Origin of the sequence: Rickettsia sp. TH2014 (genome assembly GCF_019249195.1) — a bacterium.
Lineage (GTDB): Bacteria > Pseudomonadota > Alphaproteobacteria > Rickettsiales > Rickettsiaceae > Rickettsia > Rickettsia felis.
This window is the reverse complement of sequence record NZ_MXAX01000298.1, coordinates 1-20,640: the sequence shown is the minus strand read 5'-3', so window position 1 is coordinate 20,640 and position 20,640 is coordinate 1. Positions and strand designations below refer to the sequence as shown.

The following is a 20,640-nucleotide window of genomic DNA, read 5'->3' as shown; positions in this document are numbered from 1 at the left end:
ATAATTTTTATAATGTCTGTAAGATTAAATCTTGACTTCTACACTCTTTTTAAATAATCGCTTTCATTTCTTTTTTGCATCTCGATTATATACCAGCTGCCGGCTTCATCTTTAACCTTTAAATCAAATATGCTTTTTTTCCTTTATCAATAATAGGTGCTTGCTCTATAGGTATAAACTCTATTTCTTTGATTCTAAAACCCTCCTGAAGTACAAGAACTGCGTTAATGAATTCTTTTAATCTCTCTAAGTCTCGAAAGATTTTTTTAAACAAACTATCATTCGTTGGATCTAAATATCTTTGCATATTAACTATTACTTTTAGTATTACTTATATTATATAGCTTTTTAAGTAATAAGTAAATATGCAACTTATAATAGAATAATTATTGCTATTTTTAACAAAAATTACACACTTTGATCAGTTCTGATTGATACTATTGCTGACATGCCGGGGACTAGATTAGCATTTGGGGTCTCAAAATCTATTAAAACAGGGACACGTTGTACGATTTTAGTAAAATTACCTGTAGCATTATCGGGTGGGATTAAACTGAATTTAGAACCGGTAGCAGGAGCGATATTACGAATCTTCCCGTAAATTATCTTTTTAGGCAAAGCATCAAATTCAATTTTGACTTTCATACCGGACTTAAATTTCTTAATTTGCGTTTCTTTAAAATTGGCCTGAATATACATAGTATTATCTTGAACTATAGAAAACAACGTCCTACCCGGTACTATATAATTTCCGACTTCTAAACTACTATTACCGAATATACCGGGTACCATAGCAATAAGTTTAGTATTTTGTAAGCTCCTTAACGTTACTTTTTTGTTTTCCGTTAGCTCTTTAAGTTTTTCCTGTTCTGCTGCTTTTTCAAGTTCAAGAAGTTGTAAATTTTGCTTAGATATATCTAAATCTAACTGCGCTTGTTTATAATCCGTTTTGGCTTTTTGATATGCGTTTTTAGAATCATCTAACGTTTTAGAGCTAGCAAATTTTACCTTATTTAATTCCTGCACTCTAGTAAAATCTGTTAAAACAATATCAAAGCTTATTTTAGTAAGCTTTAATTTTTCAGCCGCCTGCTCTAGGCTAATCTGCCCTATTGAGATTTTTTGCTCTATAATTTCTATATTTTTTATGCAAGCTTCAATAGATGCTTCAAGTGCTGCAAGCTTTGCCTTATAATCTCTATCGTCAATTTCTCCTATCAGATCGCCTTTATTAACTTTAGTATTATCGGTAACAAATAACTTTGTTAAAACACCGCTAACTTCAGCACTAACATTTGAAATATCTGCATCTATGTAAGCATTATCCGTGGATTGTGTATTTGCCCAAACATAAATTCTATATCCCAAATAAATAAATATTATTAAGGCTATAATAATTACATATTTAGTAAATGGATGATGTTTATATTTGTCGATAGCTTGTTGTAATACACTCGGCATAATTAACTTTACCAATACCCTCTATGTTTAAAAAAATAACAAATTGGTATAGAAAGAATATATATAACTGCAATTAACGGCAGTGAATACCATGGATATATGATAAGATTTATAATAACAATAGCAACTAAAATCATTGCAAGCGATAAATATTCAGGTTTAATACTCAAATTTTTTGTTGAGATTGTAGGAAGCCTACTAGCAAGTAGAAAAGCTATAATAGCTAAATATATATTAATTGTTATAGTGTGAGTACGGGTATTAATATTTAATAACGTACCGATTTCAAAATCTATCATTACAGGCGTTAAAGCAAGTAAAGCACCGCATGGGGCAGGTACACCGGTAAAAAAATATTCAGTTTTTTTATCTTGTTTCGGTTGATAAATACCAACGTTAAAGCGAGCTAAACGTAGCGCCATACACACTATAAATAATAGCATTACTGCTGATGAAAATACCTTATATTCATATTGCTGAAAAGACCATAAATATATTAAATAAGCAGGAGCTATACCGAAATTAGCAAAATCGCATAATGAATCAAGCTCTGCACCAAATGGGCTAGCTGCATTTAGCATCCTTGCTATTCTACCGTCGATACCGTCAATAATTGCCGCTACTATAATGCAATATACCGCAAGCTCCCATCTGCTATCCAAAGCAAATTTTATAGAACTCATACCGGTTACTAAACCAAGCAACGTAATAAAGTTGGGAATTAATTTTATCAGAGGTACAGGCTTAGTTATTATAGATTTACGAATTTTTAACAATTTTTATACTCCCAAGTGTCATACCGTGGCTTGACCACGGTATCCATAAACACAATAAAAAATACTAGTATTTTTACTGGATCCCGCTACAAGCTCGCGGAATGACAAGATGGTGGAATCGATCCACACAACAACGCTGGTCAAGCCCACGGTATGATATTTAACTACCTTCTCTCAAACTTAAATTCTGCCGTCTTTTTACGTCCAAAATCAGCAATGATAGTTTCACCACCTATAGCAGTCTGCCCTTTACTCACTAATAAAGCTGTTGTTAACGGTAGATAAACATCTACTCTGCTACCGAAACGAATTATACCGTATCGCTCGCCCGTTTTAACTTCATTACCCTCTTCTAAATCACAAACTATACGCCTTGCTATAAGTCCGGCTATTTGAACAAAAACAATTTTCTGCCCTTGTTCAGTTTCCATTAATACTGATTGACGCTCATTATAAATACTAGCTTTATCAAGTGAAGCATTAAAAAACTTTCCGGGATTATAATGAAGTGCTAAAATTTTTCCGTTTGCCGGGATTCTATTAACATGGACATTAAAAATATTTAGAAAAATACTAACTCTAATCATTTCCACATCACCAAGACCTAATTCCGGGGGCGGCAATGCTTCCTTAATTTCTTGAATTATCCCGTCTGCAGGACTTATTACCAGATCATCACTTATAGGCACAAAGCGATCAGGATTACGAAAAAAATAAATACACCAAGCAGTAGCGATAAATCCAATACAGCCAAGTTTTTCATTAAATGATGCTAATAAAAAACTTACTAATACAAAGCTAGCAATAAATATATATCCTTCGCGGTGAATAATTTTAAATAAATCATTATATTGTTTCATTTTAATCTCTATGAATCTCCTTATTATTTTTAACTATACCTGCTCTGCTTTATCCTCTTGATGCTCACTCTCATCTTCTTCTTGAGGGGTAGTCTGGGCTTCTTGAGCAGAACCAAGAGCATATACGCATAAATCCGGAAGTGGAACACCGTTTTTTTTGGCAAGATCATTTAGTTGTGATATTGCTTTCATAACCTCATCAGGAATAGTACCGCCTCTTTCGTCAGATAACCATTTTGCTTGAAATTGTAGCGGATGATGCCCTTCTTGAGGCGTGCCTATATAAAACTTAAACTTGGCTCTTTGTCCACCAAAATCGCAGTCAAATTCAAACTCTTTATAATGCGCCATAACTTTATGAATTAATAATTATATTAATATTATTATATTCTAACAATAAAAATGCAAATCTAAAATAATTTCTGTGCAAGAGGTTACTGTATCAGTTACTTTAAAGCTAATTAAATGCTTTTTTGCTACAAATTATAAGATTTTCTTGAAATAGGAACTACTATTTCTTTTAAAATCTTATTAATTTTTGCTATAAAATCTCTTTAATTATCAACTAAAATAACTGATACATATAACCTCTAATATTTTTTAAGTTTCTTAGTAGTATAACGATTTGAATATATAAATTTATCGTTAAAATCTATAATTATCCCGCCTGCTTCCTTAATAAGAAGCTCAAATGCATAATATAATGTAAAATTTAATAATGATAAACATATTAAATCCGCTTTACCTGATGCTACAAGCGTAGCCCCGTAGCAAGGAGAGCCAAAAGACCTAATATTATCCACTTCTATCTCTTCCAAATCATTATGATTTACATCTTCAATAATTGCTAAACAGTTTTTTAAATCAGCATTATCGGAAACTCTAAGTCTTAATCCTTGATAATTAGAGTTTAAATTATTTTTTTCTATCCAAGCTCCTTTACCTTTTTCAGCATAATAAATTTCAGTAAGAGCAGGAAAATATATTACTGTAGAAGTAGGAGTTAAAACTTCTTGATTCCTTTTTAAATAAGTTACGGATATCGCAAAAAAAGGTATGCTTCTGGCGAAATTATTTGGGCTATCTATAGGATTAATTAAAAAGACACTCTCATAATTATTATTTAAATCGAATTGATCCTCTGGAAAAAATAAATATTGCGTATGTTTTTGTAATTCTTCACATAATAAAGTTTTTAATCTTAAATAGGATCGCTTACAAAATTCTTCGTTTCTTACAGAATCTTTTTGCAGCATTTCGAGTTCTAAAAAATCTCTATGCAAAAACTTAACTGCTTTACGCAGGGCATTAATTAATAAATTAGTTATAGGTTGCATTTTATTTTAATAGTTAATTTATTACAGCGTCATGCCGTGGATAAATCGACGTTGTTGCATGGATCGAAAAATCTACTCGATGGCATTCCTGCGAAAGCAGGAATCCATTATAAAGCGAGCTTTTAGTTTTAAAAACTTGTTATATTTATACTTTTTTTTGGATTCCTGCTTTCGCAGGAATGACATTAAACTTACTTTGCCCTTTCGACATATGTCATATCATCAGTTTTCACAACAATTTTTTCTCCTACTTCTAAATATTGCGGGACCTTAACTTTAATACCGTTTTCTAAAATTGCCGGTTTATAAGAAGCGGTAGCGGTTGCTCCTTTTATTACCGGATCAGTTTCATTAATTTCAAGTATAACAGTTGGAGGGAGCTCAATATTTAAAGGCTTCTCATTATAAAATTCGACTTTAACAATCATATTTTCAGTTAAGAAAGGTAATTTTTCTTCTAAAATTTCCCTGGAAACATTTATTTGTTCAAAATGTTTGGTATCCATCAATACTAAATCATCACCTTCAAAATATAAAAATTGATAGTCTTTTTGTTCAAGTTCGGCTTTTTCTAAATAATCGGAAGAGCTGAATCTATCGTTACGCTTTGTACCTGTTTTTAAATTTTTCATCTCAACTTGTACATAAGCTCCACCTTTCCCTGGTTGAGTATGTTCCGGTGTTTTGCTTACAACCCATAAATCATTATTATAAACTAATATGTTACCTGTTCTAATTGAATTTGCTGAAATTTTCATATATTATACATTTAAGACTTAAAATTAAAGTATAAATATACAAATTATTTCCTTTAAAAACAAGAATTTAATCTTATGACCACAATATTAGTAGTAGATGATATAGAAACCAATATTAAGTTACTAACAGTCAAACTTTTAAAAGAGTATTATACGGTTCTTACTGCAAATAGCGGCAAAGAAGCACTAGCAATTCTTAAAAAAGGCAAAATTGATATTATACTACTTGATGTTATGATGCCGGAAATGGATGGATTTGAGGTATGTAAAACGATAAAAACCGATCCGGAAACTACTCATATACCGGTCGTAATGGTAACTGCACTTTCTGATATTGATGATCGAGTTAAAGGTCTTGAGGCAGGAGCTGATGAGTTTTTAACAAAGCCGATTAACGATACTGCTCTATTTGTAAGACTTAAATCGCTATCTAGAATGAAAAGTTTAATTGATGAGTTAAAGCTTCGTAATAGTACTAATGCATTATTAGGCGTAACAAATATCGTAATGCATGACACTTTTGCAGATAAAAAAATATTACTAATTAATGATGATGTGGTACAAGCTAAAAATATAAAACAAATGTTACTTAAGATCACCCAAAACGTAAAGGTAATAAGTAATTCCGATGAATTAGATATTATAAATGAATATACACCCGATTTAGTAATTATTAGTAGTACGCTCGAAAATGAAGATCCTTTGAGAATCGGTGTTATTTTAAGAGGTAAAGCAGAAATAAGCGGCGTGGTAATAATTTTACAAATTGATGAAGACGGGATGCCTTTAGTTGTGAAAGGTATTGAACTCGGTATTAATGATTATTTCGTTTATCCTATAGAGGAAAGTGAATTACTTGCTAGAATTAGAACACAATTAAGGCGTAAGCAATATCAAGATAATCTACGTAATGACCTTGAACAAAGTGTTAATTTAGCAGCTAAAGACGGCTTAACCGGCTTATTTAATCGTCGCTATTTCGGTATACACCTCAAACAAATGATTGAGAAAGCTAATAAAGAAAGTATTAAATTATATTTACTTATGTGCGATATCGACAATTTTAAACACGTAAACGATACTTACGGTCATCAAGCAGGCGATAAGGTTTTAACGATTGTATCCCGTATTTTGAAGAATACTCTTAGAGTAACAGACTTAATAGCAAGATTCGGCGGTGAGGAATTTACTATACTTTTAACGGATATAGACATTTCTAAAGCAATCGAAACTGCGGAGAGAGTTAGAGCTAAAATAGAATATATGGATTTTCACATTGAAGATCAAATTAAACCTTTAAAAAAAACTATTTCAATCGGAGTTACGGAATATAAAAAAGAAGAATCAATAGAATCTTTCATTGAACGTGCTGACAAAGCTATGTACGAAGCTAAAACAACGGGTAAAAATAAAGTAGTAAAATTATAATTGATTTTTTAAAGTAAAAAATAATGAGAAATTCTTCCAAAAAACATCTTGATTTACCATATAGACCAGGAGTCGGCATGATGATATTAAATGCCGATAACCATATATTCGTCGGTAAAAGAAGAGATACAAAAATATCTGCATGGCAAATGCCGCAAGGTGGGATAGTTCCCGGCGAAACCCCAAGTATTGCAGCAATGCGTGAGATGTTAGAAGAAATAGGAAGCGATAAAGGATATATTATTGCCGAAAGCAAATGCTGGTATAGTTATGATGTACCGAGCTTTTTAATACCTAAATTGTGGAACGGTAATTTTCGTGGACAAAAACAACGCTGGTTTTTAATTAGATTTACCGGAAATAACGAAGATATTAATATAAATACCTCTAATCCGGAATTTGACCAATGGCGTTGGGCATCACTTGACGAACTATTATCTATTATAATTCCTTTCAAACGGAAACTTTATCAAGCCGTCGTAAAAGAATTTGAATCATTAATTCAGTAAAAATTTTTTATATATATCTCATAAATGAAGAGTTGGTAGACGAAGTTTAATTTGGTAAAGAGCAAGGCATCTTGAAGCTGATAACGCAGCATCATACTAGTATGTGAGGATTATCAGCAAAGGATAACATAGCCAATTTTTCAAATTAAACGAGTATACTTAATTATTTAGAGCCTCTTGATCCTCTATTTGACCTAAACATATATTATGTTGATCACTACCATCATGGTAATCAGAATTATATGTACCTTAATTTTATTAGCCAGGTATCTTACGCCTAATATACTTAATGTTACTGCTGTTGTAATACAGACAAATATAGTACCTGTAGCAGCGCTATTTACCTCTCTATCACCTTCAATTAATTCATTTATAGCACTAAATAATGAAGTATCCGTATCATTGCCTAAAGTAAATACAGCATATTCATTTGTTCCTCTAGACAATAAACTAATATCTTTATCGCAACTAGATTCAATCATATAATATGTACTATCATTCTTTATTAAGTTATAATTATTATCACCGATTATATGTGCAGTAAATACATTTGCTAGGTTAGATATAGTTATATTAGCAATAAAATCTTTTACTTCTCTTATATGAAATAAGTTTATAATAAAATTACTTAGACAGTGATTTGTTGTTGTTTCAGCTTCCCAATTAACCATATCAATTTGAGCTTCCGGCATTAAAAACTATGAATTTATATCTTCAAACGCAAATTTTAGTTCTCTAACCAATCCACATAAAATATATTTTTATCAGCAATATGTACAAAGGTATGATCAGGATGCTCATCTAAAAAATATGTAGAACTATTAGAAAAAGGTTTTAAATGTACAGAATATACCTTATTTCTATCAAGGCTTTGGTCATAACTATTTTCACTAGAATCAGCTGATATTAAATTTGGTAATAAAACAAGTCTACAAAAATAACCGATTAAATTAACTATATTTGGTAAAAATTTAATATGATAATTTGGCATAACGTTACCTTATGTTTATTATAAACATGTCTTATTATTAAATATTATTAAGAATATTGTTATAATTCAATTAATTTAATAAGAAATCATCGTTTAGCTGTTGATACTTGCGTGATTTTGCTATTATTCTTTTCACTTAAGAATTAATACTTTCTATCTTTGCAGCCAATATAAAGTCACTTTCAGTAAGACCGTCGATTTTATGAGTCCATATTTCCACGCTACATGCTCCCCAAGATATGGTTAAACCCGAATGATGCACTTCCTGCTCTGCAATTTCTGCTATTTTATTGGCAAACTCCATAGCCTATACAAAATTAGGAAATTTATATTTTTTATAAAGATGCTCTAATTCACTTACCACTTACTTTGTAATTGAACTAATAACTTATCAATTTCTTTTTTCTCAAGCGGCGGAATACCACCCTCACACGCAATACATTTTTTTGCTTAATACTGTCATAGTTTTTTATTAGACTACCTGCATAAATCATCTTATAAAGAGGAATTTGAAAGAGACACTTCACCTCGAACCGCAGCGCACACAAGCGTACGTGAGGATTCGAGTACCGGATCGACGTACAAATTACCTTTAGAAGTGACTTATGCAGGAAGTCTATTCTATATCAAAGTTAAAATATTGATCTTTATAAGGCTCATCTTCAAGTGTATAATGCCACCGCGCAATCTGACATGCTTTGAAATTATGTTTTTGCATCTTAGAACGTAAATAATTACGTTTTCTCAATATTGTTTATCAATTAATTTACTGTCATGACGTGAAGCTTCATCAAATAAATCAAAAGAAGTATACATATCTACCGTATTATCATCTAAATGGGATATAACACGTTCATCTTTCAATTTTCTTTTAATGACTTTTGAATTATTATTAACTTCCTTCTGAAGCTTTATTATTGATAAATCTACAGTACTACCCCTACTATGCCTGGATTTTTCAGCTATATAACCTAGTGTAAAACATTTAGACTTATCTATATATGAGTAAAAGCTTTCCTTATTTTTTTTGATCAATATTATCTTTGCTCCATCTTAAAAAATGTTGTACAGCTTTTTGCGGTCTATATGCGTCATATATAATAAGTGAATAACCATCTTTTTTTATCTCAGCTTGTACTGCTTTAAGAGCCTTAGCAGCTTCTATGGTTAAAATTGCTTCTGGTGCTTTATAACCATCTACCTTTTTACCAACAAAATTTTCATATGAATAATAACGCATATTTTGAATAATTGTAAAGTCGATATCTCTCAGATACACGAACCCTTTAGGCAAGGATTTAGCATATATTGGAAGAGAGCTCATAAATATAAAAATTAAACTTGTTAAAATCAATTTCATAAAATGCTAGGCTTTGCAAAGGTTTTTAATTGATTTGTTATTTTGAGATATTTTTTAGTGCAAATCAAATCTTTTTAGAGATCTTCACAGAGCCTAGATTGCCACGCTCCTTTTAGTCGCAGCCTTGTTGCATGGCTCGCTTATGTCATTTCCGAGTAGGCGGGAATCCAGAAAAAAGTATAAATACAGCAAGTTTTTGAAATTAAAAGCTCGCTTTATGCTGGATTCCCGCCTATGCGGGAATGACACTGAGGGCATTTTTTGAGCCGTGCAACAAGACCTTTAGTCGCTCGCAATGACGATATAAACTTTTTCTAGGCAATGCCGTAACTTGCTATTGGCTTTAAATTATTAATAACGTTATATAGTAAAAGGGATAATAAATGGTAGCGAGGGAGGGATTTGAACCCCCGACACACGGATTATGATTCCGTCGCTCTAACCAGCTGAGCTACCCCGCCAGGGGAGAAGTGTTTATATAATTTATTAAGATCGTAGGTGTTGTCGTATAGGCTTGTTTATCTCATTCCCGCCTACGTGGGAAGGGATTGTTGCGTGGACTTGTTTATCCGTCATTGCGAGGAAATTGCATAGCAATTGACGAAGTAATCTAGTAAAAATGTTAAATTAACATTTTTTTATTATTTTTGCTAGATTGCCACGCAGCCTGCGGCTACTCGCAATGACGGTTCGGTGTCTACAATTGGCTAGTAACTTCTCTCTATCTTAACGTTTAGAGAATTGTGTTTTCTTACGTGCTTTACGTTGTCCGTATTTCTTACGCTCTACTACCCTAGAATCACGCGTTAAAAGACCGCCTTTACGTAAAATAGCATGAAAATCTGGAGCAGATTTATCTAAAGCTTTAGAAATTCCATGTAAAATAGCACCTTTTTGTCCTGAAATTCCTCCACCTCTAACAGTACAAATTACATCATACTGATCAATAGTTTTTGTTAAGACAAACGACTGTAAGATAGTTTTCACATAAGTTTCAGAAGGAAAATACTGGTCTATTGTTTTTTTATTAACAACTATTTTTCCTTTTCCTACTTTAAGCCATACTCGTGCTATAGCATTTTTTCTTTTACCTGTAGCATAAAACTTGTCTGAATTATCTATTTTTTCTTTAGGAGTTTTTAATACCTGTTTTAAAAGCTCTTTAGTTAACTGCTTTTCTACTTTTTCTGTTTTAATTTTTAACTCGGTCATATTCTATTACTTTTTATTTTTTGGATTTTGGCTTGCAAAATCATAAACAGTAGGTTGCTGTGCCATATGAGGATGATCACCATTTGCATAAACATACAAATTACTCATTTGCTTAGCACCTAAAGTATTTCTTGTAATCATTCTTTTTACGGCCATTTTAATAACTCTCTCAGGGTGTTTACCGCTTAAGATTTTACCTGCCGTAGTATCTTTTATCCCACCTGGAAATCCTGTATGTCTGTAATATATTTTTCCGTCTTTGGGATTCGCTTTTTTACCTGTTAATTTTACATGCTCTGCATTTATTATGATTATATTATCACCACAATCTAAATGAGGTGTAAAGCTAGGTTTATGCTTACCGCGTAGCATATTAGCAACTCTGCTAGCGAGTCGTCCTAGTACAATATTTTTTGCGTCTATGACCCACCATTTCTTTTCAATTTCCGATGGCTTTGCCGAGTAAGTTTTCACAATAGTATCTATTTTAATTAGCATTTAAAATTAAAGAATCAAGAAACATATTTAATAGCATTAATACCCGCTATCTGTCAAGCTAAATATAATTTATTTACTTCCGAATATTATTTTTCTATCGGTAGAAAAATATAAATTATTATTTGCCATTAGCCCATAATGACGAATATTTTTTATAATTTTGACAATATGAGGCATCATGTTTAATCCATTATTATCAACATCAAAACTATATAAAACACCGATAACGGAAATAACATTTAAACTTCGCTTATTGTTATTATCAACTCCAACAAAAGGAACTAAAAAAGTAGCAGATTTTAGTTTCTTAGGATCTTTTCCATCATTTAAATCAGCTACAAACTTTACTTTCCCTGTTTCAGGATTAAATGCTGCTATTTGTCTAGCATTATTTGTTACAAATAGGCTATTACCGATTAAAGACATTGATTGAATATCCTCGGCATTTACCTGCCAAATCACACTACCGGTTGCTATATTAAGCTTAATAAGCTTACCAAGACCGGTCGCTATATACAGATTCATATTATCATGAACAGGGGTACATAAAATACTTGATTCGTCAAAATTCGGTATAGCTGTACGATCATTAAGATTTGCAAACTCAAAATTCCATCTTACTTCACCGTTTTTTATATTTAAGGCAAGCACTTGACCGGAATTATAAGTTACTATTACATTATCATGCTGTACTATCGGCGTCATAAAATAACTAGCCGATAAAACTTCCGCTAGACCTTCATGTTCCCATATGGTTTTTAAAGTTTCTGCATTTAAAGCAATAGTTTGATTACTGATAGTTTGCACTAGGACAGTATTATCATCTAGCACAATAGGCTTAATTCTAATAATATCCGGAAGTTCTTTTCTAATTATTTCATATCCTGATTTTGCATCTAGTACTACTAACAGCCTTGAGCCGTATGTTACGTATAATTTTCCGTTATGGTGTAAAATTCCGCCGCCTATATAATGATCTTTTTTATGTCTACTTAAATTATAAGACCAAATAATCTTATTTTTCTCTATAGAAAATGCAGAAATATTCGATCTAATATCCAAGGCATAAATCATATCGCCTATAAAAACCGGCTCGGTAATCGTTTTGCGTCTAGCAAAACTATACTGTTTATTCTTAAGCATATTTGCATTAAATGTATATATATTTGCACTAGAATCTAAATATATAAGCTCATTAGTCTGAATTGCTAATTTAGGAGTCAACTCAACAATATTTTTTACCGTTTTTGGTCCAAGCCCGTTACATGAAATTAAAATAAAAGGTAATAATAGAAGTGCTATTTTTTTTGTCATATTTTTCCTTAAGTACAAATTATTATTTATTTAAATTTACAAGCAATGCTTTAGCCTGATCTTTTATTAGATCAGATACATTATTTGAAATTAATAAATTTTTTAGGTTTTTTTCTGCTTGCGGTTTCATATTATTCTTAATATCCCACATAGCTTTTATAATAGTTGCCGTAGCCCAAAAAGGTTTTTTCTCGTCATCAAAATAGTTTAAATATTTTGTCAATTTTTCTTTATCTTGAATATCTAGATTTTGATCATCAATAACAAGACCACACCATGAAATACGTGCATAAGAAGTAGAAATTTCGGAATATTCTTTATTTTCAATAATTTTATTAAGCAGGTCTTTCGCTTCTGAATATTTTTTTTCCGAAATCTTTATGGCTACTTGTTCTAATGCAGCTATTTCTTTTATTTTAGTATTACTAGTAGTAACTAAATTCTCTAAAGTATTAAAAGCTAATTCTTCATTATCTTTTGTTGCTTCCAAACCAACGATCTTAACAAGAATATCTCCGTTTTTTTGGTTATTTTTAACTCTTTTATCTTTATTATTAATAATAATAACCATTATAGTAATAGCTATTATAGAAATGATTATTATTATAGGTAAAAGCTTTTTGAAAAAAATTAACCTTTTTTCTTCATTTTGATCACTTAGTACTTCATCCAAAATATCAGTCATATTTTATTATTTTTATTTATTTTTACAGCCAAATTTAATCTTAGCATCTTCTGCCATTTTCTTGGATGTGGCAGTTCTATTGGTTGGAAATTCCTTATCAAGCTTAGCAAGCATATTACAGGCTTCTGTCGTCTTTTTTAGCTCGCCTAAGGAAAGTGCTAACTTCAATAACCCATCAGAAGACTTTGCCCCTTTCGGCGACTCTTTATAGCCTTTTAAATAGTTAACCGCTGCTCCGTTATAGTCTTTTTGTTTAAAAAAGCATTCCCCATACCAGAAATAAGCATTACTAATTAGCGAACTGTTAGGATATTTTTGGATAAAATTTTTAAATTTATCTTTTGCTTCAGTAAGTTTATTATCTTTATAAGCAGCAAGAGCCAAATCGTAAGCTTGCTTATCAGGAGCTATATCCTTATTAACCGCAATAGGTTTTTTAGGAGCATTATCCGGCATATCTTTAAGCAAAGCTATATCAAAAACATCTTGTTTTTTTGAATCACCGGCTTCTAAAACTTCAGTATTTTCTTCTTGATTGGGAATATTTGAGTTCTGCGTTAGCATATCAATTTTATGCTGTAAAACCTCAACTTTACCGATTAGCCTTCTGATTGCTTGTTCCTGTTCATCTAGTCTATTTTCAAAATCATTATTTGCTGCATATTTTAAAGGCTTTCCTTTAATAGTTTCGCTTTCTCCAAAAGAAAACATAGAAAATAAAAAAGTAAATAATAAGATAATAAGCTTCATATATTTTTTAAAAATTTATAATTTTTTTATAATACCGAAAAATTTTTAATATTCCACACAATTTTTTATATTTCGGAATTACCTAAAAAAGTGCTTTTGTTTTATACAACACTTAATAAAGACCTTATTGTCATTCTATCTCAAAAAATTCTTTTTAGGCAATATACTTACGAGTAAATGAAGAACAGTTATACGAAGCTCAATTTGGAAAAGAGCAAGGTGTTTTGAAGCTTTTAACCGCAGCGTACATACTAGTACGTGAGGATTAAAAGCAAAAAAATAACGAAGCCAATTTTTCAAATTCAGCGAGTATACTTATATCTCAATACTACCGTCATATGTAAAAGTTATTGTTATGGTTGTACCTTCATTTATCTTACTTTGCAAATCAAATTCACCGTTCATAAGTTCAACAAGCTTTTTAGTAAGCGGCAACCCAAGCCCGGTACCTTCATATTTTCGACTAAACTCACTATCAATTTGACCGAACGCCGATAAAGTTTTCGGGATATCTTTTTCCTCAATACCGATGCCGGTATCTATAACTTTTATATATACTAATTTTGCTAACTCATCTTTTTCAAGTGCAATAGTAACACTTCCTCCAGAATTTGTAAATTTCACGGCATTTGATAAAAGATTTAAGAATACTTGTTTTAGCCTCTTTGGATCAGCCTTTATAACCACATGCTCTTTCGGTAATCTACTAATTAAAGCTACTTCGGCTTGATCGGCACGAGACTTAACAAGTATCAGCGAAGAACTAATTAATTTATTTAAATCAAGATCTATACTATCTACTTTTAATTTATCGGCAGAAGCTTTAGAAAGATCTAAAATATCATTAATCATACTAAGCAAATGTTTACCGGCATCATTTATATCTTTAATATAATTTTTACTTTTTTCTGCATCTCTTTCCGACATAAGAATCTCCGAAAAGCCTATTATAGCATTAAGTGGAGTACGCAATTCATGACTAATATTAGCAAAAAACTTTGTATTTGAAGAGCTGGTTTTTTCTACTTTTACTATTTGAGCTTTTAAATTTCTATTTGTTTCAAGCTGCTCCTCAATAATTTGTCTAGCATAGTTAGTATTACTAATAATTATAGTGCAGAATATTATAAAAATAATGATAAAAGTTATAAAAACTTTTTGCTCAAGAGATGTTATATTTTGCCACTGGCTGGTAATATTAGTGTTAATCTCAAATACTGCATCTACGGGAAAATCTAAATTATTATCTATAACAGGGATATAGCTAGTAACAACAGAAGCTTCTTCTATTGTTAAATCACTTTCATTTTCTATTACTACCCTTGGTAATAATATATGACTTGTAATACCCTCAAAAGCATCTCGAAGCGGAGCTTTTGAAGTAAAGGATTTTAAAAAAAAATTATCGATTTTTGCGGTAAATATCTCAACCAAGCTATCATCTTTATAATTGTCTACACTATACATATGTAACATATTACTAGTGATGAATTTATTACCTTTGAGATCGTAGAGAGAAATATTAATATTAAGATTGGTGAACCATTGAGCGGTAATCTTTGCAAAATTAATAAAATCTTGATCTTGTAATAGTTTTAAATAATCGAATTTATGTAATTTACTGATTACGTTCTGATGAGCATTCCAAATATTATCAGTGTAAAGTTCTACAATTTTAGTATGTTCCAAAGCCACTTGTTTTACTATCATTTCTTTTATCATAAAATAACGATAAAACATCATATTTATGACAATATTAAGAAATAATATAATAAATGACAATCTTACTATATACTTATTATGGTTCATTACGAGACCTAGTAGTTATTTTTAGCTCAGCGGATGTCATTCCTGTGGAAAGCTTACTTACATACCAAATCGTCATAAGCTACTCAACTAAAGGCATTGTTGCATGGATACTGAAAGTCGTCATTGCGAGGAAATTACGAAGTAATTGACGAAGCAATCCAGTTAAAAATTCTGATTTACAGAATTTTTTTATTATTTTTCTGGATTGCCGCGTCCGCCTACGGCTCCTCGCAATGACGACTCGGTATCCATGCAGCAAAACCTAGAATGACATTATCCTCTCTACTTATCTTCTTGTTTAACTTTCTCTTTCGTTTCCAGCTTTTTATTAATAATCAACCCTGTAATTACATCATAAGCACGAGCAAATTGATAATCTTTTTTGTATAATTCTGATAATTCATTCTCTTCTTGTTTATTATTTTTGGCTTTTGTTTCTTTTTTGCTATCTTTATTTTTAGATGAATTATCTTTATTTTTTTCATTATCATTCTTTAAGTAATTTTTTAAAGAACTTTCTGAAAAACGCTTATCTATTTTTTTCACCTCAGGATATTCGACTTTTGCCGGCTCAATTAAAATATCAGGCTCTATTCCTTCTGCCTGAATAGAACGACCGCTTGGGGTGTAATATTTAGATATAGTGAGTTTTACGGCAGCCCTAGAATTGATTTGCGTTAAAGCCTGAACTGATCCTTTACCAAAAGACTTAGTGCCAAGTATTATTGCTCTTTTATGATCTTGCAAAGCTCCGGCAACTATTTCCGAGGCAGAGGCAGAATTACCGTTTATTAAAACTATCATAGGTACTTTGGGAGCTTTTAACGAAAACTCATTTGCTTTAGTCTCGCTGTTACTTGATGTAGTTCTACCTTTTGTTGTTACAATTACACCGGAATCAATAAAATAATCACTAACGGCAATAGCTTGATCTAGTATACCTCCGACATTATTACGTAAATCTAGAATTATACCTTTTAGGTCATCTTTACTTTCAGTTTTTAACTTCTTTACTGCTGCCTTCAACTCAGAAATTGTTGACTCATTAAAAGTAGTTATACGTATATATGCAATATTATTTTTTTCTAAATGTGCTTTTATCGGCTTGATTTTTACTATTTCGCGAGTAAGCTCTAGCTCTTGCGGTTTTGCCTCTTCTTCCTTAATTATCAACAATTTAACCTTAGTACCAGGCGTACCACGCATCTCTTTTATAGCTTTATTAGGTCCAAACGTAGAGACTAACTCGTCATTCACGCCTACTATATAATCCCCGCCTTTAAGCCCTGCTTTAAAAGCCGGTAAATCATCAATAGGCGATATTATCTTAATTGCTCCGCTATCATACATTATTTCAACACCGATTCCGCCGAATTCACCTTTTGTAAAAGTAAAAATATCTTCTAAATCCTCATCGGTGTAATAGCTTGAATGAGGATCAAGAGAGTTTAACATACCGTTAATTGCTTCATCTATCATTTTTTGCCTATCCGGAACTTGTACGTAATCCTTTTCGATACGTTCAAATACGTCTTGAAATTGCTTATAAGCTTCCTGATTTGATATTTTATTTTCAAGCTCTTTTTCTTCTTCTGCAAATGCACAAATAGAATTTATAATAAAAAATAGTGTTATAATTAAACGTAATAACATAATACTCCGTATGTGTTTAGAATTTTTCCTTGTAATGATGTCCTACAGCTAAATTCAGAAAGCTTCAGACAAGATGAACTTAAGAGCAGGCCTGCGGAACGTACAAATAGTACGTGAACAAAGGCTTGTCTCGAAAATTTCGCTTGTATCAAGCTTTCTGAATGACGCTGTCAAATATCCAACTCGTTAATAATCTTATCCATTTTAACTAAAGCCTGTTCATAAATAAATTGAAATCTTTTTTCCGGCTTTTTACCCATTAAATCATCTACTATTTTATCGACATTTTGAAAATCTTCTAAAGTCACTTTTAAAAGAGATCTTTTTTCCGGATGCATAGTAGTTTCCTTTAATTGTGCAGGCATCATTTCGCCGAGACCTTTAAACCTACCTACTTCAATTTTAGCTTTACTAGCTTTCGATAATTTATCCGTTAACCTAGCTTTTTCCTCTTCATCGCCTGCATAATAAGTTTTATTAGACTGCGTTAAACGATAAAGCGGAGGTTTAGCTAGATATAAATGCCCCTCTTCTACCAATTTCGGCATTCGTAAAAAAAAGAAAGTCATTAATAACGAAGCTATATGAGCACCGTCAACATCTGCATCAGTCATAATAATGATTTTTTCATAACGCAAATTTTCTTCTTTATAATTCTTTAAACTACCGCAAGCAAGAGCTATTTCTAAATCTTGTATTGCTTGATTATTAACGATTTTCTCAAGCGTAGAACTCGCAACATTTAGAACTTTACCCCATAGCGGTAATACTGCTTGCGTTTCTCTATTACGAGCTTGTTTTGCAGAGCCTCCTGCCGAATCACCCTCTACAATAAATAATTCCGTCCCTCCGGGCGTAGTTCGTGTGCAATCAGCAAGTTTACCAGGTAAACGTAATTTTTGAGTGGCATTTTTACGGGAAATATTTTTTTCGTTTTTCTTACTTATTCTAAACTCAGCAATAGCAATTACATGCTCAAGTAAATTAGTAGCTAAAGCTTTATCGCTACTAAGGAAGTGGTCAAAATGATCTTTTATTATATTCTCAACCGGTTTACTTACACCATTTGATACTAATTTTTCCTTAGTTTGTCCTTGAAAAGACGGCTCAGCTATAAAAATAGAAAGTACGACACTTGCGGTTTCTAAGATATCCTCAATAGTTAGATTAGCAGCTTTTTTATTTCCTATCATTTCACCGTATGCTTTAAGCCCACGTAAAATAGCTGACTTAAGACCTTGCTCATGCGTTCCTCCTTGAGGAGTCGGAACAGTATTACAATATGATTGAATAAATGCCGAGTTATCATTATTTTGCCAACAAATCGCCCATTCAAGTTTTATCTCGTCCGGCGTAGACTCTATATTACCTGCAAAAATTTCCGGCATAATTAAATTATCTAAAGTTATTTTTGAACTTAAATAATCTTTTAAACCGTTCGGGAAATTTATTAATGCCTTTTTAGGTATATCTGACGGCACTTCTACTTCGCATTCCCATTCTATAGTAACACCACGATATAAATAGGCTTTTGATCTTGCAAGCTCATAAATCTTTTTAGGATTAAAATGTAATTTTTCACTAAAAATTTCCGGATCTGGAGTAAAATTTATTGATGTACCTCTTAGCCTTTTAGATGCTTCTTCACATATTAAATCAGTTAATTTTTCTCCTTTAGAATAACTTTGGCTATATAATTTACCTTGTTTATAAACCTTTATTTCTAAATGTTTAGATAAAGCATTTACTACCGATATTCCAACACCATGCAACCCACCTGCAGTATGATAAACATTATTTGAGAATTTGCCTCCTGAATGAAGAGTAGTTAAAATTACTTCTAAAGCTGATTTGTCAGGAAATTTAGGATGATTATCAATAGGAATACCGCGACCGTTATCAAATATAGTGATACTGCGATCCAGATGCATTTTTATCGTGATGATACTTGCAAAGCCGGCGACCGCTTCATCCATAGCATTATCTAGCACTTCAGATACTAAATGGTGCATAGCATTTGAATCAGTACCCCCGATATACATCCCCGGTCTTTTACGAACAGGCTCAAGCCCCTCTAATACTTCAATATCTTTTGCACTGTAATTATTATCGACTAGCTTACTTTTTTTTTCTTTGTTAAAGCTGAATAAATCGCTCATATATTAAAGATTTAATTAATTATTTTCTTTCCTAAATTAAACTATTTAACATAGAAAAGCAATTAGGCTTTAAAGAAATTGTTAGTATTAATAGCAACAGTTGATAAGATATCTAAAAATTTAAAAAATAGAATAGTTAATATGAAGTTCTAAACTAAGTATACATAATTTACTTAATAAGGTTCTATTACTTATAGAATCAAATTAATTAATATGCTATATAAATATGTTTATTATTAATTATTTCAGCTTTCAAATATATGATTGATATATCAATAAATAAAGGTGTTAATCATGCTTTGGTGGAAGAAAAAAGACCACATATATATACAGCACTAAAATATTGGGGCAAAAACCACATAATATTTGGGCTGAATACATTAAAACTTATACTCCAGAAAATGGGATTTGACTTGATCCATTTATGGGAAGTGGAATTGCTTTTTTTTGAAGCAATTAGACTTAATAGAAAGGTTATCGGTTTTGATCTTAATCCATTAAGTTCTTTTATAGCAGAAGTACTAACCTCAAATTTTGATAAAAAAATTTGAGATTGAAGTTAGAAATATTATTGACTTTGTTACACAAGATGAAATTTATAAAAAAATTTATACTACAACAGCTCGGCATGGTAATGGATATAGCGTAGTACAACATTTTAAATGGGAACACGGCTTAATATATGAATTAGGTATTGTAGCAAATGAAGATGAAAAACGAACTATTAAAGAAAAATATCTCTCTGCTATTAATGAACACGATAAACAAATAATTAAATATATCAATGATATCGAAATTAATTTCTTATATCCAAATGAACCATTTCCTGACTCACCAAGTTTTTCTGCTAGTTTTATTACTAACATAGGAGGTAACAATTTTGCAAATCTTTGAACTAAACGTAACCTATATGTAATATCTTTAATTTTTAGCAAAATTCGCAAAATCACAGATATAATTATTCAAAAACAAGCTTTATTTGCCTTTCTACAGATGCTACATCTAACAACTAAGATGTGCATCCCACGAAGAACAGATGCTAAAAGAGATTTTTTTCGGTCGTGCCTCCGTATTGCAGTT

Annotated in this window: 22 protein-coding genes, 1 tRNA gene and 5 pseudogenes; 5 read left to right on the top strand and 23 right to left on the bottom strand. The window is 31.4% G+C overall.

The window, feature by feature from the left end; all coding sequences use genetic code 11:
• Positions 1-38 precede the first annotated feature (38 nt).
• The 8 genes from KYQ89_RS08465 to efp all read right to left on the bottom strand — a co-directional run bounded on the left by KYQ89_RS08465 (position 39) and on the right by efp (position 5,192).
• Positions 39-131 (bottom strand): hypothetical protein, encoded by a 93-nt coding sequence (locus KYQ89_RS08465; protein ID WP_266263416.1) that lies wholly within the window; start codon positions 129-131, stop codon positions 39-41.
• Complete coding sequence (locus tag KYQ89_RS06580; RefSeq protein ID WP_256621554.1) at positions 119-307, bottom strand: hypothetical protein; 189 nt, start codon at positions 305-307, stop codon at positions 119-121. Before KYQ89_RS06580 ends, KYQ89_RS08465 begins: the two co-directional genes overlap by 13 nt.
• Positions 308-408: 101 nt before the next feature.
• Positions 409-1,461 carry an HlyD family secretion protein gene (locus KYQ89_RS06575; protein ID WP_218460917.1) on the bottom strand — a complete coding sequence of 351 codons (1,053 nt, stop codon included), beginning with the start codon at positions 1,459-1,461 and terminating at the stop codon, positions 409-411.
• Between the two features lie 8 nt (positions 1,462-1,469).
• Positions 1,470-2,237 carry a CDP-alcohol phosphatidyltransferase family protein gene (locus KYQ89_RS06570; protein ID WP_008580317.1) on the bottom strand — a complete coding sequence of 256 codons (768 nt, stop codon included), beginning with the start codon at positions 2,235-2,237 and terminating at the stop codon, positions 1,470-1,472.
• Between the two features lie 164 nt (positions 2,238-2,401).
• Positions 2,402-3,097 carry a phosphatidylserine decarboxylase gene (locus KYQ89_RS06560; RefSeq protein ID WP_218460916.1) on the bottom strand — a complete coding sequence of 232 codons (696 nt, stop codon included), beginning with the start codon at positions 3,095-3,097 and terminating at the stop codon, positions 2,402-2,404.
• Between the two features lie 33 nt (positions 3,098-3,130).
• A complete protein-coding gene (locus KYQ89_RS06555) occupies positions 3,131-3,448 on the bottom strand; it encodes a DUF2610 domain-containing protein (RefSeq protein WP_218460915.1) in 318 nt (105 codons plus the stop codon).
• A gap of 239 nt (positions 3,449-3,687) precedes the next feature.
• On the bottom strand, positions 3,688-4,434 hold the full coding sequence (locus tag KYQ89_RS06550; RefSeq protein ID WP_218460914.1) for an inositol monophosphatase family protein: 747 nt from the start codon (positions 4,432-4,434) through the stop codon (positions 3,688-3,690).
• Between the two features lie 191 nt (positions 4,435-4,625).
• On the bottom strand, positions 4,626-5,192 hold the full coding sequence (efp, locus tag KYQ89_RS06545) for an elongation factor P (RefSeq protein ID WP_218460913.1): 567 nt from the start codon (positions 5,190-5,192) through the stop codon (positions 4,626-4,628).
• A 75-nt stretch (positions 5,193-5,267) separates the two neighbouring features.
• Between efp and KYQ89_RS06540 the strand changes: the two genes are divergently transcribed.
• Both KYQ89_RS06540 and KYQ89_RS06535 read left to right on the top strand, forming a co-directional pair.
• A complete protein-coding gene (locus KYQ89_RS06540; RefSeq protein ID WP_218460912.1) occupies positions 5,268-6,620 on the top strand; it encodes a PleD family two-component system response regulator in 1,353 nt (450 codons plus the stop codon).
• A 23-nt stretch (positions 6,621-6,643) separates the two neighbouring features.
• Complete coding sequence (locus KYQ89_RS06535) at positions 6,644-7,129, top strand: RNA pyrophosphohydrolase (RefSeq protein ID WP_218460911.1); 486 nt, start codon at positions 6,644-6,646, stop codon at positions 7,127-7,129.
• A gap of 194 nt (positions 7,130-7,323) precedes the next feature.
• Here the strand turns inward: KYQ89_RS06535 and KYQ89_RS08030 are convergent, their stop codons facing one another.
• The 3 genes and pseudogenes from KYQ89_RS08030 to KYQ89_RS06520 all read right to left on the bottom strand — a co-directional run bounded on the left by KYQ89_RS08030 (position 7,324) and on the right by KYQ89_RS06520 (position 8,583).
• Positions 7,324-7,821, bottom strand: a complete 498-nt coding sequence (locus KYQ89_RS08030; RefSeq protein WP_256621547.1) for a hypothetical protein — start codon at positions 7,819-7,821, stop codon at positions 7,324-7,326.
• Between the two features lie 6 nt (positions 7,822-7,827).
• Positions 7,828-8,120 (bottom strand): annotated as a pseudogene (locus KYQ89_RS06525) (hypothetical protein).
• Between the two features lie 136 nt (positions 8,121-8,256).
• A pseudogene (locus KYQ89_RS06520) lies at positions 8,257-8,583 on the bottom strand (4a-hydroxytetrahydrobiopterin dehydratase).
• Between the two features lie 18 nt (positions 8,584-8,601).
• On the opposite strand from KYQ89_RS06520, the pseudogene KYQ89_RS08460 reads away from it, so the two are divergent.
• Positions 8,602-8,727: pseudogene (locus tag KYQ89_RS08460) on the top strand (palindromic element RPE1 domain-containing protein); the annotation flags it as partial.
• A gap of 60 nt (positions 8,728-8,787) precedes the next feature.
• On the opposite strand, the pseudogene KYQ89_RS08455 reads toward KYQ89_RS08460, so the two are convergent.
• The 12 genes and pseudogenes from KYQ89_RS08455 to parE form a co-directional block, all read right to left on the bottom strand.
• Positions 8,788-8,936, bottom strand: a pseudogene (locus KYQ89_RS08455) (peptidase M15); the annotation flags it as partial.
• 202 nt (positions 8,937-9,138) lie between these two features.
• Positions 9,139-9,480 carry a M15 family metallopeptidase gene (locus KYQ89_RS06505; RefSeq protein ID WP_218460910.1) on the bottom strand — a complete coding sequence of 114 codons (342 nt, stop codon included), beginning with the start codon at positions 9,478-9,480 and terminating at the stop codon, positions 9,139-9,141.
• Positions 9,481-9,864: 384 nt separating this feature from the next.
• Positions 9,865-9,941: transfer RNA gene (locus KYQ89_RS06500), tRNA-Met, on the bottom strand.
• 265 nt (positions 9,942-10,206) lie between these two features.
• The gene (rpsI, locus tag KYQ89_RS06495; RefSeq protein WP_218460909.1) at positions 10,207-10,692 is read right to left on the bottom strand and encodes a 30S ribosomal protein S9; all 486 of its coding nucleotides are present in this window, start codon (positions 10,690-10,692) and stop codon (positions 10,207-10,209) included.
• Between the two features lie 6 nt (positions 10,693-10,698).
• A complete protein-coding gene (gene rplM / locus KYQ89_RS06490) occupies positions 10,699-11,166 on the bottom strand; it encodes a 50S ribosomal protein L13 (RefSeq protein WP_041078837.1) in 468 nt (155 codons plus the stop codon).
• 93 nt (positions 11,167-11,259) lie between these two features.
• Complete coding sequence (locus KYQ89_RS06485) at positions 11,260-12,504, bottom strand: outer membrane protein assembly factor BamB (protein ID WP_218460908.1); 1,245 nt, start codon at positions 12,502-12,504, stop codon at positions 11,260-11,262.
• A 22-nt stretch (positions 12,505-12,526) separates the two neighbouring features.
• Entirely contained in the window at positions 12,527-13,189 is a 663-nt protein-coding gene (locus KYQ89_RS06480) for a DUF2659 family protein (protein WP_218460907.1), read from the bottom strand.
• A gap of 12 nt (positions 13,190-13,201) precedes the next feature.
• On the bottom strand, positions 13,202-13,939 hold the full coding sequence (gene ybgF, locus KYQ89_RS06475) for a tol-pal system protein YbgF (RefSeq protein WP_218460906.1): 738 nt from the start codon (positions 13,937-13,939) through the stop codon (positions 13,202-13,204).
• Positions 13,940-14,254: 315 nt separating this feature from the next.
• Entirely contained in the window at positions 14,255-15,748 is a 1,494-nt protein-coding gene (locus tag KYQ89_RS06470; protein WP_218460905.1) for a sensor histidine kinase, read from the bottom strand.
• A 130-nt stretch (positions 15,749-15,878) separates the two neighbouring features.
• Positions 15,879-16,007 (bottom strand): annotated as a pseudogene (locus KYQ89_RS06465) (zinc ABC transporter substrate-binding protein); the annotation flags it as partial.
• Between the two features lie 23 nt (positions 16,008-16,030).
• Positions 16,031-17,401, bottom strand: coding sequence for a S41 family peptidase (locus KYQ89_RS06460; protein WP_218460904.1), 1,371 nt, complete (start codon positions 17,399-17,401; stop codon positions 16,031-16,033).
• A gap of 170 nt (positions 17,402-17,571) precedes the next feature.
• Entirely contained in the window at positions 17,572-19,560 is a 1,989-nt protein-coding gene (gene parE / locus KYQ89_RS06450; protein WP_218460903.1) for a DNA topoisomerase IV subunit B, read from the bottom strand.
• Between the two features lie 260 nt (positions 19,561-19,820).
• Between parE and KYQ89_RS06445 the strand changes: the two genes are divergently transcribed.
• Together KYQ89_RS06445 and KYQ89_RS06440 are read left to right on the top strand one after the other, a co-directional pair.
• Complete coding sequence (locus KYQ89_RS06445; RefSeq protein ID WP_218460902.1) at positions 19,821-20,111, top strand: hypothetical protein; 291 nt, start codon at positions 19,821-19,823, stop codon at positions 20,109-20,111.
• Positions 20,095-20,454 (top strand): hypothetical protein, encoded by a 360-nt coding sequence (locus KYQ89_RS06440; protein WP_218460901.1) that lies wholly within the window; start codon positions 20,095-20,097, stop codon positions 20,452-20,454. The genes KYQ89_RS06445 and KYQ89_RS06440 overlap by 17 nt, the downstream gene beginning before the upstream one ends.
• Positions 20,455-20,640 lie beyond the last annotated feature (186 nt).

Coding starts and splice junctions, on each gene's coding strand:
- KYQ89_RS06580 (WP_256621554.1), bottom strand. CDS start 307: ATGCAAAGATATTTAGATCCAACGAATGATAGTTTGTTTAAAAAAATC.
- KYQ89_RS06575 (WP_218460917.1), bottom strand. CDS start 1,461: ATGCCGAGTGTATTACAACAAGCTATCGACAAATATAAACATCATCCA.
- KYQ89_RS06560 (WP_218460916.1), bottom strand. CDS start 3,097: ATGAAACAATATAATGATTTATTTAAAATTATTCACCGCGAAGGATAT.
- KYQ89_RS06555 (WP_218460915.1), bottom strand. CDS start 3,448: ATGGCGCATTATAAAGAGTTTGAATTTGACTGCGATTTTGGTGGACAA.
- KYQ89_RS06550 (WP_218460914.1), bottom strand. CDS start 4,434: ATGCAACCTATAACTAATTTATTAATTAATGCCCTGCGTAAAGCAGTT.
- efp (WP_218460913.1), bottom strand. CDS start 5,192: ATGAAAATTTCAGCAAATTCAATTAGAACAGGTAACATATTAGTTTAT.
- KYQ89_RS06540 (WP_218460912.1), top strand. CDS start 5,268: ATGACCACAATATTAGTAGTAGATGATATAGAAACCAATATTAAGTTA.
- KYQ89_RS06535 (WP_218460911.1), top strand. CDS start 6,644: ATGAGAAATTCTTCCAAAAAACATCTTGATTTACCATATAGACCAGGA.
- KYQ89_RS08030 (WP_256621547.1), bottom strand. CDS start 7,821: ATGCCGGAAGCTCAAATTGATATGGTTAATTGGGAAGCTGAAACAACA.
- KYQ89_RS06505 (WP_218460910.1), bottom strand. CDS start 9,480: ATGAAATTGATTTTAACAAGTTTAATTTTTATATTTATGAGCTCTCTT.
- rpsI (WP_218460909.1), bottom strand. CDS start 10,692: ATGACCGAGTTAAAAATTAAAACAGAAAAAGTAGAAAAGCAGTTAACT.
- KYQ89_RS06485 (WP_218460908.1), bottom strand. CDS start 12,504: ATGACAAAAAAAATAGCACTTCTATTATTACCTTTTATTTTAATTTCA.
- KYQ89_RS06480 (WP_218460907.1), bottom strand. CDS start 13,189: ATGACTGATATTTTGGATGAAGTACTAAGTGATCAAAATGAAGAAAAA.
- ybgF (WP_218460906.1), bottom strand. CDS start 13,939: ATGAAGCTTATTATCTTATTATTTACTTTTTTATTTTCTATGTTTTCT.
- KYQ89_RS06470 (WP_218460905.1), bottom strand. CDS start 15,748: ATGAACCATAATAAGTATATAGTAAGATTGTCATTTATTATATTATTT.
- KYQ89_RS06460 (WP_218460904.1), bottom strand. CDS start 17,401: ATGTTATTACGTTTAATTATAACACTATTTTTTATTATAAATTCTATT.
- parE (WP_218460903.1), bottom strand. CDS start 19,560: ATGAGCGATTTATTCAGCTTTAACAAAGAAAAAAAAAGTAAGCTAGTC.
- KYQ89_RS06445 (WP_218460902.1), top strand. CDS start 19,821: ATGATTGATATATCAATAAATAAAGGTGTTAATCATGCTTTGGTGGAA.